Origin of the sequence: Microcoleus sp. BR0-C5, assembly GCF_036705045.1 — a bacterium.
GTDB lineage: Bacteria > Cyanobacteriota > Cyanobacteriia > Cyanobacteriales > Microcoleaceae > Microcoleus.
This window is the reverse complement of the sequence record NZ_JAUBTR010000106.1, coordinates 1-15,751: the sequence shown is the minus strand read 5'-3', so window position 1 is coordinate 15,751 and position 15,751 is coordinate 1. Positions and strand designations below refer to the sequence as shown.

The 15,751-nt window shown below is 45.2% G+C and carries 14 protein-coding genes and 1 pseudogene; 8 read left to right on the top strand and 7 right to left on the bottom strand.

The features are described 5' to 3' along the window. Positions 1–248 precede the first annotated feature (248 nt). Entirely contained in the window at positions 249–812 is a 564-nt protein-coding gene (locus tag QUB08_RS29435) for a Uma2 family endonuclease (protein WP_333229516.1), read from the bottom strand. A gap of 194 nt (positions 813–1,006) precedes the next feature. Between QUB08_RS29435 and QUB08_RS29430 the strand changes: the two genes are divergently transcribed. Both QUB08_RS29430 and secD read left to right on the top strand, forming a co-directional pair. Then, positions 1,007–1,990: an alpha-ketoacid dehydrogenase subunit beta gene (locus QUB08_RS29430; RefSeq protein WP_333109434.1), complete on the top strand. Its 984-nt coding sequence runs from the start codon at positions 1,007–1,009 to the stop codon at positions 1,988–1,990. A 151-nt stretch (positions 1,991–2,141) separates the two neighbouring features. Further along, entirely contained in the window at positions 2,142–3,539 is a 1,398-nt protein-coding gene (gene secD, locus QUB08_RS29425) for a protein translocase subunit SecD (protein ID WP_333229514.1), read from the top strand. Positions 3,540–3,577: 38 nt separating this feature from the next. On the opposite strand, the gene QUB08_RS29420 is transcribed toward secD, so the two are convergent. After that, on the bottom strand, positions 3,578–3,703 hold the full coding sequence (locus tag QUB08_RS29420; protein ID WP_333229512.1) for a hypothetical protein: 126 nt from the start codon (positions 3,701–3,703) through the stop codon (positions 3,578–3,580). Positions 3,704–3,706: 3 nt separating this feature from the next. Between QUB08_RS29420 and secF the strand changes: the two genes are divergently transcribed. Both secF and QUB08_RS29410 read left to right on the top strand, forming a co-directional pair. Beyond that, the gene (secF, locus tag QUB08_RS29415) at positions 3,707–4,675 is read left to right on the top strand and encodes a protein translocase subunit SecF (protein ID WP_333229510.1); all 969 of its coding nucleotides are present in this window, start codon (positions 3,707–3,709) and stop codon (positions 4,673–4,675) included. Positions 4,676–4,785: 110 nt separating this feature from the next. Next, complete coding sequence (locus QUB08_RS29410) at positions 4,786–5,166, top strand: hypothetical protein (RefSeq protein ID WP_333229508.1); 381 nt, start codon at positions 4,786–4,788, stop codon at positions 5,164–5,166. Between the two features lie 169 nt (positions 5,167–5,335). On the opposite strand, the gene QUB08_RS29405 is transcribed toward QUB08_RS29410, so the two are convergent. Together QUB08_RS29405 and QUB08_RS29400 are read right to left on the bottom strand one after the other, a co-directional pair. Continuing rightward, complete coding sequence (locus QUB08_RS29405) at positions 5,336–6,820, bottom strand: ATP-binding protein (RefSeq protein WP_333229506.1); 1,485 nt, start codon at positions 6,818–6,820, stop codon at positions 5,336–5,338. 903 nt (positions 6,821–7,723) lie between these two features. Continuing rightward, positions 7,724–7,849, bottom strand: coding sequence for a hypothetical protein (locus tag QUB08_RS29400; RefSeq protein WP_333229504.1), 126 nt, complete (start codon positions 7,847–7,849; stop codon positions 7,724–7,726). A 398-nt stretch (positions 7,850–8,247) separates the two neighbouring features. Here QUB08_RS29400 and QUB08_RS29395 point away from each other — a divergent pair, with 398 nt between their 5' ends. Both QUB08_RS29395 and QUB08_RS29390 read left to right on the top strand, forming a co-directional pair. Then, positions 8,248–8,646 (top strand): DUF4342 domain-containing protein, encoded by a 399-nt coding sequence (locus QUB08_RS29395; protein WP_333229502.1) that lies wholly within the window; start codon positions 8,248–8,250, stop codon positions 8,644–8,646. A 591-nt stretch (positions 8,647–9,237) separates the two neighbouring features. Further along, positions 9,238–10,080: a hypothetical protein gene (locus tag QUB08_RS29390; RefSeq protein WP_333229500.1), complete on the top strand. Its 843-nt coding sequence runs from the start codon at positions 9,238–9,240 to the stop codon at positions 10,078–10,080. Positions 10,081–10,510: 430 nt separating this feature from the next. Here the strand turns inward: QUB08_RS29390 and QUB08_RS29385 are convergent, their stop codons facing one another. The 3 genes from QUB08_RS29385 to QUB08_RS29375 form a co-directional block, all read right to left on the bottom strand. Further along, entirely contained in the window at positions 10,511–11,896 is a 1,386-nt protein-coding gene (locus QUB08_RS29385) for a hypothetical protein (RefSeq protein WP_333229498.1), read from the bottom strand. Positions 11,897–12,790: 894 nt separating this feature from the next. Next, positions 12,791–14,320, bottom strand: a complete 1,530-nt coding sequence (locus tag QUB08_RS29380) for a YifB family Mg chelatase-like AAA ATPase (RefSeq protein ID WP_333229496.1) — start codon at positions 14,318–14,320, stop codon at positions 12,791–12,793. A gap of 58 nt (positions 14,321–14,378) precedes the next feature. Beyond that, the gene (locus tag QUB08_RS29375) at positions 14,379–14,609 is read right to left on the bottom strand and encodes a hypothetical protein (RefSeq protein WP_333229494.1); all 231 of its coding nucleotides are present in this window, start codon (positions 14,607–14,609) and stop codon (positions 14,379–14,381) included. Between QUB08_RS29375 and QUB08_RS29370 the strand changes: the two genes are divergently transcribed. Both QUB08_RS29370 and QUB08_RS29365 read left to right on the top strand, forming a co-directional pair. Continuing rightward, positions 14,608–14,955, top strand: coding sequence for a histidine triad nucleotide-binding protein (locus tag QUB08_RS29370; protein ID WP_333229492.1), 348 nt, complete (start codon positions 14,608–14,610; stop codon positions 14,953–14,955). The two genes, QUB08_RS29375 and QUB08_RS29370, sit on opposite strands and share 2 nt — an antisense overlap. Positions 14,956–15,503: 548 nt before the next feature. After that, a pseudogene (locus QUB08_RS29365) lies at positions 15,504–15,751 on the top strand (photosystem II q(b) protein); the annotation flags it as partial.

Below are 15,751 nucleotides of genomic sequence, written 5' to 3'. Positions count from 1 at the left end.
ACCGAAACATACACCTCTTCATATTCACTCATTTATTTATTATACATCGCTGATGTTATTTAATTCTCATTCCTAAGCACCAGTTTATGATTTATCAGGAGTATCGCTTAACGATTCCCTCTAATGATGAGTATTCTGTCCCTCAGCTACGGATGATGATTCGAGAGGCCGAGGAGATTATAGAAAGGCAAATTACTCTTGAAGAATGGAATAGCTTGTGAACTAACACACGCTCATTCCAAAAAAGTTTATGGTATTTTTGCCATTTGAAATAGTTGTGACGCCGTAAATTCTAATCCCTCAAAAAGTGGCTCTTTTAATAGGGTATCTCCCAGATAAGTCTGCGGTGCTGCATCGGGGTAAAAAACTGTAATGCTTCTAGCCTTGCTATCTACTACCCAAACCCGCAATACCTGAGCATCTAAATAATTTCTCGCTTTGGCAGCTAACTGACCGAAAGTTGGTTCGGGTGAAATAATTTCTATGACTAATTCTGGGGCTACAGGACAGGCTTCATCTTGATTCCAGTCAGGAGATAAGCGTTCGTAAGAAACATATAAAAGGTCTGGTACTGGCACCCAGTCTCGCCCCAGTCTGGTTAATCTTACCGCCCATTCTACACCAATTTCTCCCCGTTCCTCACCCCACTGTTCGAGGAGTTTTATTAGGCTTCTGGTGAGGCGAAAATGAAATTTTTTAGGTGACATCTTCGGTACTGCTTGCTCGTCAATAAGTTCGTAGGTAATATCGCCTTCTCCTTCGGGAAGAGCGAAAAACTCTTCCAGAGTTAGTTGAGTTTTTGTCTGGAGCATAATATTCCTCTGCTGTGGGCAGGCAAGTTAGTATTATTTTAACTTAAATATTCATTGACATAATACAAATGTTATGATAAAGATTGGCAAAATCTCAGGTTTTAACTGCCGAATTTGCGATCGACTCCTAGATCGACACCCCCAAAAGGTTAAGATTCTAATCTGACCCTCCTGCAATGATTGCTTTACCTCCTATGGCAGAAACCTTATTGTTCAACGCCCTCCGCGAGGCGTTAGACGAAGAAATGGCCCGCGACTCCGCCGTATTCGTACTCGGCGAAGACGTAGGCCAATACGGCGGTTCCTACAAAGTCACCAAAGACCTCTACAACAAATACGGCGAACTTAGAGTGCTCGACACCCCGATCGCCGAAAATAGCTTTACAGGCATGGCAGTAGGCGCAGCAATGACGGGATTGCGGCCGGTCATCGAAGGCATGAACATGGGCTTTTTGCTGCTGGCCTTCAACCAAATTTCCAACAATGCCGGAATGCTGCGCTACACATCGGGCGGCAACTTCAAAATGCCAATGGTAATTCGTGGGCCCGGCGGCGTGGGCAGGCAACTCGGCGCGGAACACTCCCAGCGCCTAGAAGCATATTTCCAAGCAGTACCGGGTTTGAAAATAGTCGCCTGTTCGACTCCCTACAACGCCAAAGGACTCTTAAAATCAGCCATCCGCGACGATAACCCCGTTCTGTTTTTCGAGCACGTTCTTCTTTACAACCTCAAAGAAAATTTGCCAGAAACAGAATATTTAGTGCCGCTGGACAAAGCAGAAATTGTGCGATCGGGCAAAGATGTCACAATCGTGACATATTCGAGGATGCGACACCACGTCATGCAAGCCGTGCCCGCCCTGGTAAAAGAAGGTTACGATCCAGAAGTAATCGACCTAATTTCTCTCAAACCCCTGGACATGGAGACCATCGGCGCATCCATTCGCAAAACTCACAAAGTAATTATTGTAGAGGAGTGCATGAAAACAGGAGGCATCGGTGCCGAACTAATTGCCTCAATCAGCGATCGATTTTTTGACGAACTCGACGCACCAGTTTTGCGCCTGTCTTCACAAGATATTCCCACACCTTACAACGGCAATTTGGAAAGACTGACAATTGTCCAGCCCAATCAAATTGTCGAAGCCGTCCAAAAAATGGTAGCTTTGCGAGTATAAATAGTGATTAGTCAGTAGTCATTGGTTGACTGTTGACTGTTGACTGTTGACTGATGACTGTTGACTGATGACTGATGACTGATGACTAAAATCTGCCAACCGCCAACTGCCAACTGCCAACTGCCAACTCACCAATGACTAATAATTAAATATGCAAAAACAACGTTCCCTATTAGCCCTAATTTTTGTTCTAATCATCGCCGCCATTACTGTAATAGTAACAATTCCGACGCGGCTGGGATTAGACTTGCAAGGAGGGTCGCAACTCACAATTCAAGTAAAAACTACCCCCACAATTCCCAAAATTGACCAGGGAATGTTAGAAGCAGTGCGGCGGATTGTGGAAAACCGCGTCAACGGTTTGGGTGTTTCCGAAGCATTAGTCCAAACAGTAGGAGAAGACCAAATTCTCGTGCAGTTGCCCGGAGTAAATGACCCGCAGCAAGCAGAACGAGTTTTGGGCGGCACGGCCAAGCTAGAATTTCTGGAACAACTGCCAGGAACAGAAGCACAATTGGGCATTGAAAGGCAGTTGCAGCAGGAATTGCTGGTCAAACAAGAAGAATTGAAAACTAGCCCGAATGAGGCAGCAATTAAAGAAAATCAGGCTGCTTTGAAAAGAAGCAATGAGGCGATCGCCAAACTATTCAAAAGCAGCGGCCTCGGCGGCGAAAACCTCAAAGACGCTCAACCTCAACCCTTGGCGGCTGGGAACAACTGGAACGTTGCTCTTGTTTTCGATACCAAAGGAGGCGAACTATTTGCCCAACTCACTAAAAATTTAGCCGGCACCGGACGCAGTATCGGTATTTTCCTAGACGAAAGAATGATCAGTTCTCCAGTCGTCGGCGTTGAATTTGCCCAAACAGGAATTACTGGTGGGAGTGCCGTAATTCAAGGCAACTTTACAACCCAAGAAGCCAACGATTTGGCAGTGCAATTGCGGGGTGGTGCTTTGCCTGTGCCGGTCGAAATTGTCGAAAACCGTACTGTCGGCGCTAGCTTGGGTAAAGACAGCATTCAAAGCAGTATTAACGCAGGTATCGGCGGCTTGATTTTAGTCTTGATTTTCATGGTGGCCTACTATCGACTCCCCGGCGTAATTGCCAATATTGCGCTGTTAATTTATGCTCTGTTAACTTGGGCAGCTTTCGTGCTTTTGGGAGTGACATTAACGCTGCCGGGAATTGCTGGTTTTGTGCTCAGCATCGGGATGGCTGTGGATGCTAACGTGCTGATTTTTGAGCGCACGCGGGAAGAGTTGCGGGCGGGGAAATCGCTTTATAGATCTGTAGAATCGGGTTTTTACCGCGCTTTTTCCAGCATTTTAGACGGCAACGTCACAACAGTTATTGCTTGTCTTGCTTTGTTCTCCTTGGGCGCTGGTTTAGTTAAAGGGTTTGCTGTAACTCTGGGATTGGGCGTAGTAGTAAGTATGTTTACTGCGCTCACTTGCAGCCGCACTCTGCTGTTCGTAGTATTGAGTTTTCCAGCATTGCGGAAACCTCAGTGGTTCTGTCCCGATTTGTCGAAAACTGCTAATAGTTAACTGTTGACGGTTGACGGTTGACTGTTGACTGTTGACGGTTAACAGACTACGTAAGGTACGCACTCGGTAAGGGACGCATTGCCCACCCTACCTTGAGAAGTTTTTCTTCCTTCTTTCCTCTTCCTTCTTCCCTCTTCCTTCTTCCCTCTTCCTTCTTCCTTCAAATTATGAAATTCAGTGTAATCAAATATCGATCGCTCTGGTGGAGTATTTCCGCCGCTATAATCCTCGCAGGTATAGTGTCGATGGCGATTTCTTGGACTCGTCCCGACATCCGCGCACCACTGCGCCCTAGTTTGGACTTTATCGGCGGCACTCGGCTGCAATTTGAACTCGACTGCACGAAACCGGAAAATTGTAAACCCATCGATCTTGTTGCTGTCCGTGAAGTCCTGGACAGCCAAGGTTTAGCGGGCAGCAGCATTCAAGTTATCGGTCAAGAACAGCAGGGTTTGTCACTGCGAACAAAAACTTTGGATGTCGAACAGCGGACTAATTTGCAAACAGCTTTGAGCGAAAAGATAGGCGCTTTTTCTCCTCAATCTACTCAAATTGATACGGTTGGGCCTACCCTCGGTAAACAATTATTTACTTCGGGATTGTTGGCTTTATTCCTTTCCTTTGCTGGAATTACGGTTTATCTAACGTTCCGCTTTCAGTTAGATTATGCCTTTTTTGCTTTCGTTGCTCTCTTCCACGACGTGTTGGTTACTCTTGGTGTTTTCTCGTTTTTGGGTTTAGTTCAAGGAGTGGAAGTTGACAGCTTATTTGTTGTCGCTCTCTTGACAATTATCGGTTTTTCTGTTAACGATACAGTGGTAATTTACGATCGCGTGCGCGAAGTAATCAAGCTAAATCCGGGACAGTCGATCGATCAAATTGTCGATGATGCTGTCATGCAGACGCTGGGAAGGTCAATTAACACAACGTTTACCACGCTGCTGACATTGTTTTCAATCTTTTTGTTTGGCGGCGAAACCCTCAAATACTTTGCTTTAGCTTTGATTGTCGGCTTTATTGCGGGTGCGTATTCGAGTATTTTCATTGCCAGCACGCTGCTAGCTTGGTGGCGCAGTCGCACCGCCCACTCCATCCCCGTCCCCGCAGAAGGAATCAACCAGTCAGAGGAAGTTTAATTGACTGTTGACGGTTAACTGTTGACGGTTAACTGTTGACGGTTAACTGGTGACTGACTAATAATAAATCATCAAATAACCAATGACAAATAACAAATGACAAATAACAAATGACTACTGACCCAACTTTTGAAATTGAAGTCCAAAGGCTTCACAAACTAACAGTTTACGGCCGCTGGTTAACTGTGATATTGCTGTGGATTAGTGTCGGTTCTTTGAGCATTTGGGGTTTGCGCCGCGAAATCGCTTTGTGGTTAGAACACTTCACTTGGGCGGCGGTGCGCTACGGTTTATCTTTTAATCGTTGGCCCACTCTCGGTTTGGGTTTGTGCTTGGGAATGACTTTAGCTGTTCTAACTTGGCAAAGTCGCAATATGGTGCGAGGATTGCCCCTGCGGGAAAAACAGGGTTTGGAACAACAAGTTCGCCGCATTCGCCAACAGGGGCCGAGTCATCCTTTGTGGAAGTGGGTTTGCAAAGGTTCACCGTAGCTGACGGGCTTTATTCTTTAGTCTCAAGCCAGAGGAACGAAAGTTTGACAAGAAGCGGTTTCAACCGCCGAGTCCCTAACTTTTATTGCTTCTTCCATCTTCCATCTTCCATCTTCCATCTTCCATCTTCCATCTTCCATCTTCCATCTTCCATCTTCCTTCTGTTGTATCACGCAAAGCGAGGCAAAATATGTGCTAGGGAAGACTGTTGAAGTGGAATTTCGATCGCAAATTCGGCTCCTTTTCCCGGTTCCGAAAAGCACTTCAATTCCCCGCCGTGTTGGTTGACAACAATTTCATAGCTAATCGACAGTCCCAAACCCGTTCCTTGGCCGACCGGCTTAGTAGTAAAGAAAGGGTCAAACAACCGCTTCCGAACATCTTCTGTCATCCCCGGGCCGTTGTCATAAATTTTAATTATTACCTTTTTTTTATCAATTAACTCCGTGCAAATCCGAATCGTAGGAATCAGGCGGGTAGAGTTAGAAAGTGATGATTGAGTCGTTGTACAAGACTGCTTTTGCTCGCATGATTGCGACTTTTTCTGGCTTTTTTTATCGAGATTTTCGTATTTATTAGACTCAACAAGAGCGTAAATTGCATTAAGTAAAATATTCATAAATACCTGATTTAGCTGTCCGGGATAGCACTGCACCAGTGGCAAGTCGCTGTATTCTTTGTAAATTTCGATCGCCTCCTGCCCCGGTTTCCCTTTAAGCTGGCTTTGCAACAGCATAATAGTGTTGTTGATACCGTCGTGAATGTTGACATGCTTCATTTCAGCTTCGTCTAATCTGCAAAAATTCCGCAGCGACAAAACGATGTCGCGCACTCTTTCTGCACCTTGCTGCATGGAATTTAAGACTCTTGGCAAGTCTTCTAGCAAATAATCGAGTTCGATTTTTTCAGCTTCCGCTGCAATTTCCGGTATGAATTCGGAACACTGCTGCCTGTAGATGTTGAGCATCTGCATTAAAGATTGCGTGTATTCTTTAGCGTGGTGCAAATTGCTGTAGATAAAGCCGATAGGATTGTTGATTTCGTGAGCTACTCCTGCGACTAACTGCCCCAAAGAAGACATTTTTTCAGTTTGAATTAGTTGAGTTTGAGTGCGCTGAAGTTCCAGCAGGGCAAGTTCGAGCTGTTGGGCTTGATGTCTCAATTGCGCTTGCGACTCGCGCATCGCTACGGTTGATAACTCGTGAATTTGCAACTGAGAAAGCAGCAGTTGGTGTACGTCTAAAAGTTTGTAAGTTTCCGGTTCTACTTGTACTACAATTGGTTCGTGGATTAGTTCGGGCGATCGCTCCAAAGACTGCCGCACTGCTGTCATAATTGAGGTGTCGCGATCGAGAACCAACATATCAGTTTTAGTAAAGCGGTAGAGTATGAACAAAGGCTGTTGAGAAAATAACTCCAAGCTGTAGGGGCGGCTCATGTGTTCAAAATAACGCCGCCGCGAAATCATCCCTATAAACTTTCCTTGCTGAGTGATGATGATGCCGGGAACTAAAGGGTTTGCTTGAAAAATTTTAGCAACTTCGTCCCCCGGACACTCAGATTCTAGGAGAAAGTCGTACAGGGTTAATTCCTGTAGAGTCGATCGCAAACCAAGCGGCGATTTTAGGGGACTCAACCCGTCAGTTTCATACACTGCTCCCTCCTTTGGTAATTGGCAGTTGCGGTTGGCTCCTGGAGTCTTGCCTACTATTTAGAATGCCTTTTCAACTCTTTTTATAGCTTAGTTATCAACTTCCCTCTGCTCCCTCGAATCCAGTTAATTCAGCAGGATTATTTTTTGCCTTAAATCCTGCTGGTGTCCCCCGAAACGATATTGCAGGTTAGATTGATTTAACAGCAGACACCCCTTTGAAACCTGACTATGTATTGAATTTTATATATCCAAGATTTTACTAAGCCGAATATAACAGTCATAACTATTTTTAATGTTTGATGACATTAATTTGGTTCAGATGGATAGACATCTGCGACCTGTGCCAGTACATTTGCTATTACCCCTTGCGTAAAATTATATTACAATAAGACAACAATAGCGACAAATCGGCTGCCGATCGCCCGATTGTAAAATTCAGGCAAAACTGGTTTCCGGCAATTGCCCATAAATCTCAATTGTCAGTTTTTTTGCACCAATGCCGATCGCACTCAACCCAGGGATTGTATATTGTAGGTAGTCTCCCAGCGGACAGCCGATGGCGAGCAATTTGTCAAGTTCGGCTGCTTATACTTTAGCCACATCGACACTCCAAAGCCTCACCGAGGAAATTTTTCCCGGCAGATGCTAAAGTTGTGCGATCGCAACTAAAACTCACATTCCACACATCCGCTTAATGTGCCTTAAAAATTTGCAGAAAAGTACCGTCTGGCAGCAAACTTGATATTCAAATTCTGTCCCTGCCAAATCGGACAGGGAGAATCAAGAGGAAGCCGAAGCAAATAATTTTATTTTACCCTACTTTTCCCCAAGCTCAACTTCAATTTGAGGAAATTGGTTTGGTTGCGATATTTCGATCGCTGTTACTTCTCCTCCCCCTTGATTTTAGGCAATTCTCATTAGAAACTCTAAGATGTTGATTTGAGGAACATCGGGGGGGCGGGTTTGATTTGGCGATCGCACTGAGCTAAATTGAAATGACATTTGAGGAAAGTAAGCGACGGTTTCCATGTGCGGTTTCCCGAACTAAAGGTGGTAACTATATACACGGCGGGGCGATCGTACTTTCAGTACAATGTCAGTATTTCAACCTGTACACCTGTTGAGTCTGAGTCTCTGAGAGTGTGAAAGTCGCTCTCATCCTTTCCTTGTCTGGATTGGAAGTTTTTCAAGGGTTAGGCTGTGCGAGGGTTAGAAGCAGACAGTTAACTAAACGGCACAAGGAGAGAGGGACAGATGGGATAAGCCCAGAAGCGAGAGAGTGAGGGAATTTTCATCATCATACCCTCATAAAATGACGACAGCAGCAGCAAGATCACCCAAAAGAATGATTGATTCAAAAAAAGTTGTGTGTTATATTTCAATATAATTCTATACAAAAATACTTTTACCTAAAAGGAGAACAAAAAATGGACACACCTACAGATCGCGCACAAGAACCAGTCGGGACAAGAGATCTCGAATCAATACCTGTATCTGAGAAAGTTTCTGCCCAAAAAGTTGCTGAGGTTAATTTTGAAACGACTCCTTTAGAAACCCCTGCTTATACTCAGGAAAAAGTTAGCGTCGAGGAGGTAAAAATTAACGGCGACGATTTGGTTGCTAAAGTTAAAGAATTGATTCACGAAGGAAATATCCGCCGCATCATTATCAAAAATGAAGAGGGACGAATCTTAGTAGAAGTTCCTTTGACGGTGGGAGTAGTCGGTGGAGTCATCGGTGCGGCATTGTTTCCAGTCATTGCAGCAGTAGGAGCAATAGGTGCATTAGTCGCTCACATGACCATCATCATTGAAAGAACAGAATAAAAAAAAATTCAGTTGTTAGTAAGGCTCCTGTCCGGTTAATTTCCCGTAATAAAGCTTGTTGGTAGTGAGTACGACTATCCTCTCTGGATAGATGAGAAAAAACTTGTCTTTACTACTAAAAACTTAATTGTGGCTATCTAACCGGACTTAAACACATTTCAAGCACAAACTGGCTTTATAAATATAGCAATCCTTGCAGGAGTCGTAATTTTTTTTACGACTCCTGCAAGGATTGCTATCTGCTTGTACAGTAAGCATTATAAATAACTCATTTAGCCTATATTCTTTGTGGAAGTATGGCTAATTCTATGCCTTTGGGGACTTGGGAATCACTCTAAGGGTAGAGCCTGGTTAATACCTTAACAAGTTACATTGGATACAAATGAAGGAAAAACCAAAAGTTCTCTAAACTCCCTAAGCAGAAAGCTGTTAAGCATTTAAACTCATGAGCCAAACACCCAACGCTTACACCTGAATCTTGACAGTAAATCGAAATAAGTGATTTAAATGCTCAACAGCTTAGCTCAAGTTTTCCAACCAGAGCATCTCCTACAGACAAATATTTTTTGAATAGTTGTGGCGAAGATAATTATGAAACCTAACGAAGAAAATAGCTCTAGCCGTGAAATTCATCAAGAAGTTCACACAGATGCAACTAACGGCCACGTCAGTACAACGCGAACCACTACAAATGTTCCGAGTACAACTGCGAAGGCTTCTAAAGAAGCAGCTCATCACCAAGGTTATGTACAGGGTGAAATGGCCGAAAATCACCGCCAAGTTGGAGTCCAAGAAGTCCGCGATAACGAGAATGCAGGTCGCGGGTTACTGTTAGGAATTCTTCTTACTTCTTTGGTAGGCTTAGTTCTCGGCAGTGTATATTACTTCAATCGGGGTGAGGAGGCTCCTACTCCTACTGCTGCTCCTGTGATTGTTGTACCGAAAGCGAATCAACCTTCAGCAACACCTGCTCCGACTCGGACTATAGAGAGAGAAAAAACGATCATTCAAAAGATTGTTCCCGTTCCGGTTCAAGCATCTCCAGCTCAAAAGGCTACGCCTGCTCCTCAACCAAGTCCAGCTCAACAGGCAACTCCGGCGCCTCAAGCAAATCCGTCTCCCAATATCAATATTACAATTCCAAATTCACAGCAGCAAGATGCACCCGCTCAGCAAGCAGCGCCGTCTCCATCTTCGCCGTCAAATAATACCAATACTACGGTTCCGAATTCGCAGAGGGAGCCAGCTTCCACTCCGCCAACTGCAGCACCTGAGAGTTCAGCTACTCCATCTCCAACTCAAGATGAGGGCGCTCCTGGTGCAGGTACGAGTGGCGAAACTAATACCGAAAGCCGGAGCGAGTCTAATCCTACGGATACGGCTGTACCTGAAAGCAACTCCGGCGCAGAGGGTGCGACTGGTTCGGGGCAATAGAAGTTTGATGTCGAATTAGTCCGCCAGAGGTTCAAACCCCTGACTCATAGCTAAAGTCCTTTAAAGCTGATATCTGGCACCATTGTCAGCAACAGGCAAGATGCCTGTTCCACAAAGAATTAATTTTCTTGTGGAACAGGCATTTTGCCTGTTCATAAAAGGCTTATTGAGAATGGTGCAACATCTGAGTTAAAGAGGACTTTTTTTATGGTTTAAACTGAAATCTTGCACCATTATCAATAAGCCTGCTATAGGCGGGATCTCCTGCCCAAACCCTACTCCCCACAAGAAAACTCATTCTTTGTGAAACAGGCGCGAAAGGCTGTTAAGCGAGAATGGTGCAACATCTCAGACTAACCGGACATTGTGGCTGAACTCAAGAAACCTGGTTTCTGCGATGGAAAACGTTTTAAGATTGTGCCAACCTATCCTAAGAAACTGTTTGGTGAACTAATTTAACTTTCCCTAAAGCCGTCTTCCTGCTGTCAAAGAGTTTCATCACGCCGGAGGTGATGGTCTCGATGACATCGGGAGCGCAGTAAGAGAGAAACTCTTCCGAAGAAGTAGGATCTGCAAAAAACTCTTGAGCTTTCTTCAAAAAGTTTTCTGTTTCAGCAAAGCCGATAGATTTGATAATAAACGTAGAAACCGGGGAGTTTTTAATATCATAGCGCGATTCTTGATTGCGTCCTATTTCTAGCAGGTCTAACACTTCTCTTTGCAACTGACTTTCTAATGGGTAGGCGCTCTGTCTGTTGGGCAAGTAATCCTCCAAAACAGAGGTTTTAAATCCTGGTGTTCGCAATTCTCCCATCATAGTTGAAAGGGGAATATCGCGCCCCAAACGGTAGGAAAGAGCTTCTAAAATGGCGATGGTAATTAGCTTGACACCCAGATAAAGTTTAGCAACTTCGATATTTTTTCGAGTTCTGGCAATCAGGTTAGCGTAGGTTTCATCGTCCGGCTCTTGCATAAACTGCTGGAAAACCAGTTCCGGTTTGAGGAAGTTCAAAAATCCTTCCATTTTTTGCAGAGACCTGCGATATCCGGCAACAGTATAGGAATTAACATTGGTCAATTCGTGGTTGGTTTCTGGCATCAAATTCCAGGTATTGTCTAAGAAATTAGAGGAATTGCGAGAGGCAAAATTCTCGACATCTCTATTTGCTAACCTGACAGCACGCTTGACAAGTTCTACAATTTCTGCAGGGTTCCATCCCAAGTTAAAATCGCGATTTATACTTACCAAACGCTGGTACAAAAGTTTGATCGCGCTCAAACCTGTGGGCGAAACGGGACGAAAAGGGATAGTAGCTTCGATGCAAGCTGTTATCTCAGCGATCGTACTAGCTGGCAAAAAAGGCTCCAAAGATTTGGCAGCAATAACGGCACTCAAAAATTCGTTTTGGCCGCCAAACGGAGAGAGAGTCTTGCCGGGAATAAACCCAAATACTGAGGCCACTAGCTGATACATGGCATCGTCGGGCAGTTCGGTTTCATCTCTAATAACTAACTGCGATCGCACCTCTTTGACAAAAGGACAAAGGGCACTGCTAATATTGAAACTAACGCCCTGATCGACTTGCACGTACACGAGGTCGTGAAACAGTGCAGCCAGCACCTCGATCGGATCGACTGACCCCCCGACCTCAAAAATGTGTTCCGACGTGTGAAAGTAGCGCCAAGGCCCTCTCATCGTTTGAATAATTAGCTCAGCTATCTGCTCCAGCTTGGGAATGTCTACTCGACCTCCCAATTGCTCGATCGAGCTTACCAAGCAATCCAAGCACCGTTTTTGTTCTGCCAAAAGCTCCATTTACACACCTCCAGTGCATTCCCTGATTGTCTTGCGCTTGATTGAATGGTATCAAAACGCGCTGCGATCGTGCCATAATTCGTCACTCAAAAATTTCAAATTTTAGGGTGAAACAGGGAGAGGGGGCGAGGGAAAGAGGAAGAGGGAGGAAGAGCGAGGGAGAGCGAGGCAGAGAGAGCGAGAAATTAAATATTAAAAATTCTGCCGTGGTGGAGCTTCGGACCAATTGGGCGATCGGTATCATAAATTACAGTAAAAATGACAAAAACTGGGTAAAAACTTGCTGAATTTTTGAGGAAATTATGAGGGATTTGTGACAAAAGCTCTGGGTGGGTAGCATTGACACCAGCTTCAAGCTGCGGCGGTATAAATACTGCGTGTCGCCTCACAATAAGAGTCCTAGACGTGCTGATCAACTTCAGTTGATTAGCTTTCGGGCAGTTGGTCTAAAGCTTCCTCGATCGCCACTTTAACTGCGGCCTTGGTTTGCTGTCGCCTCCCCCAATCTAACACAAACAGAACTTACACAACTGTCACCAGTGATCCTGGCACCATGCATCACAAAATCAGACAATAAACATGGGAACCTCCAGGTGTTTCAGTGGCTCAATTAAATAATTGGACAACATCAATCGAGCTTAAATACCCCTTAATCCCTTAGTCCCCCTCTGCTGGGACTTCGTATGTTTAGAAGCGATTTAAATCGCCGAATCAACTGTTAGATACCCAACTTCTTTAAGAAGTCCGCGATCGGGGTATTTTGTCTTTTGAGCCGTTGGTGACTTAGGAATGAGAATTAAATAACTTACAAGTTTGATGGTTCTTGTGGGATGGGCGTCCCGCCCAACCCCTACTCTCCACTTTCAAGAGTGTAAATTATTTAATTCGCGATCCTTACTGCATGCGATCGATCGTCCGATACTGCACCGCCTCCGCCACATGATTCGTTTTCAAGCTTTCATCCCCCGACAAATCAGCAATAGTTCTAGCAACCTTCAAAATGCGATCGCTCGCCCTCGCCGAAAGTCCCAACTTCCGAATCGCCATCTCCAATAAATTCCGAGAAGCATCATCCAACTGACACCATTTGTTAATGTGACTGCTTTGCATCTGGGCATTACAGCGCAAACTAGATTCCGACTGAAAACGGCGAGTTGCCAGCTCTCGCGCCCGCTGCACCCTCACCCGCACCGGTTCCGACTCCTCCCCCGTCGGCTGTCGCGTAATTTCCTCGGGTTTCAAACGATTAACCGCCACTTGCAAATCAATCCGATCCATCAAAGGCCCCGAAAGTTTTGCCCAATATTGCTCCCTCTTTTGCGGCGAACAAGTACACTGTTGGATCGAATCGCCGTAATAACCGCAAGCGCAAGGATTTGTACTCGCAACTAAAGTAAATTGCGCCGGAAACATCACCGATTGTCTAGTTCTAGAAATCGTCACATAACCATCTTCCAGCGGTTGTCGCAAAAACTCCAAAACATCTCTTTTAAACTCAGTTAATTCATCCAGAAAAAGTATGCCGCGATGTGCTAAAGAAATTTCACCCGGACGCGGAAAACTGCCGCCACCTACCAAAGAAGGCCCCGATGCTGAATGGTGAGGACTGCGAAAAGGCCGATCGCCCACCAAGCTGCCCTTATCCTTCAACAACCCAGCCACCGAATGAATTTGAGTCACATCCAAAGCTTCATCAAAAGTCAGCGGCGGCAAAATACCCGGCAAACGCCTCGCCAACATAGTCTTACCGCTCCCTGGCGGCCCCACAAAAATTAAATTGTGTCCCCCCGCCGCCGCAATTTCCAAAGCCCGCCGCGCGTGAATTTGCCCCTTTACATCCTTTAAATCTAAACCAGAAAACCGCGTTTTAGCTAACTCTTTTCGACCGTTTACTTCTACAGGCGAATAAACTTCAGGATTGTTCAAAAAATTAGTAACTGCAAAAATATTCTCAAAACCATAAACAGATATTCCGTGCACCAAAGCCGCTTCCTGCGCGTTACCAGCCGGTACAACCAACCCCGAAATACCCATTTTTTGAGCAGCAGCCGCGATCGGCAAAACTCCAGCCACAGGCCGCAAACTCCCATCTAAAGAAAGTTCCCCTAAAAACAAATAATCTCCCAAAAGTTCACCGCTGACTTGTTCCGATGCTGCTAAAATGCCAATGGCGATCGGCAAATCAAAACTCGGCCCCTCCTTCCGCAAATCCGCCGGAGTCAAATTAATTACAATACTCCGCATCGGAAAAGCATATCCCGAATTTTTCAGCGTAGCCCTAACCCTTTCCTTAGCTTCTTGCACCGCAGAATCTGGCAATCCCACAACCACAATTTTCGGTAGCCCCCCCGACACATCAGCCTCAACACCCACCTTTACCGCGTCAATTCCAACTATCGATGCACTCCACACCCTAGCAAGCATTTTTCTTAATCCTTAATTTGCCTGTCCTTGATTCATCATCTATTATGATTAAGAATGACTAATGAATATCGGGAGAGGCAAGAAAAACTTTTCCTTGCCTCTTCTTTTTCTCCTCTTTCCTCTCTCCTGCTGAGTCTTCCCTCTTCCCTCTTCCCCTTCTCCCTTCCCACTTGGGCCTTCCCTCTTCCCACTTCCTCTTCTCCCTTCCCACTTGGGCCTTCCCTCTTCCCACTTCCCACTTGGGCCTTCTTCCTTCTTCCTTCTTCCTTCTTCCTTCGTTAACACCCATGACAACTCAAGAAACGCTTTTCAGCAAAATCATCCGCAAAGAGATTCCCGCAGACATCGTTTATGAGGACGACTTGGCCCTCGCCTTCAGAGATATCAATCCGCAAGCACCCGTCCACATCCTCGTCATTCCCAAACAGCCTATTGCCAAATTAGCCGATGCCGAGTCGGGAGATCATGCTCTGATGGGACACTTGCTGCTGACTGTCAAACGGGTAGCAGAACAACTCGGACTTAGCAACGGCTATCGCGTCGTCATTAATAGCGGCAGCGACGGCGGCCAAACTGTAGACCACCTGCACCTTCACATTCTCGGCGGACGGCAGATGAAGTGGCCCCCAGGCTAAAGGCTAATTTTTACGCAGAACTTGCGGACTCATCCTCAGAAACCCGGTTGATTTATCTTGCCCAGCGCTTCAGAAACCGGGTTTCTTTTTTCGTCAATAAACCCGGTTGATTGGCTCTTATTGAGAATGCAGCCCGATCACACTAGAAACCCGCTTGTCAGTATTCTCCAGATAAAAATTTACCCTCCCAGAATCCACCGATTATATGTGAATAAATATTAAAAATCATCTCTTCAAGACCTAATTAAGAGATATTTAAATAGAAAGGATTTCGACCTGAAGAAAATAAAATGCTTGAACTGCTGAACCAAGCTACGCACAATAGATTCAGTTCTTCAGGTCGCTATATTTAACCGATTTAGTGTGTAATATTACTTTGTAAAGAACTACAAATATTTACGAAAAATTCAGTCTTTGTAAAAGTTTGTAAAATGTTTAAATTGTCAGCAGAAATCCCTTGGCAAACTAGAGTGAATGGTGTTACTAATAGAAGCGTGGGGCATCCCCACAACGAACCTTGAAAATTCAATTAAGCAATCATAAATCAAATGACAACAACCGTACAGCGTCGCGAAAGCGGCAACGTTTGGGAACGGTTCTGCGAGTGGGTAACTAGCACCGATAACCGCATTTATGTAGGTTGGTTCGGCGTCTTGATGATTCCCACCTTGCTGAGCGCCACCGCCTGCTACATCATCGCCTTCATCGCTGCTCCTCCCGTGGACATCGACGGCATCCGCGAACCAGTAGCAGGTTCCTTAATGTACGGTAACAACATCATCACAGGTGCTGTTGT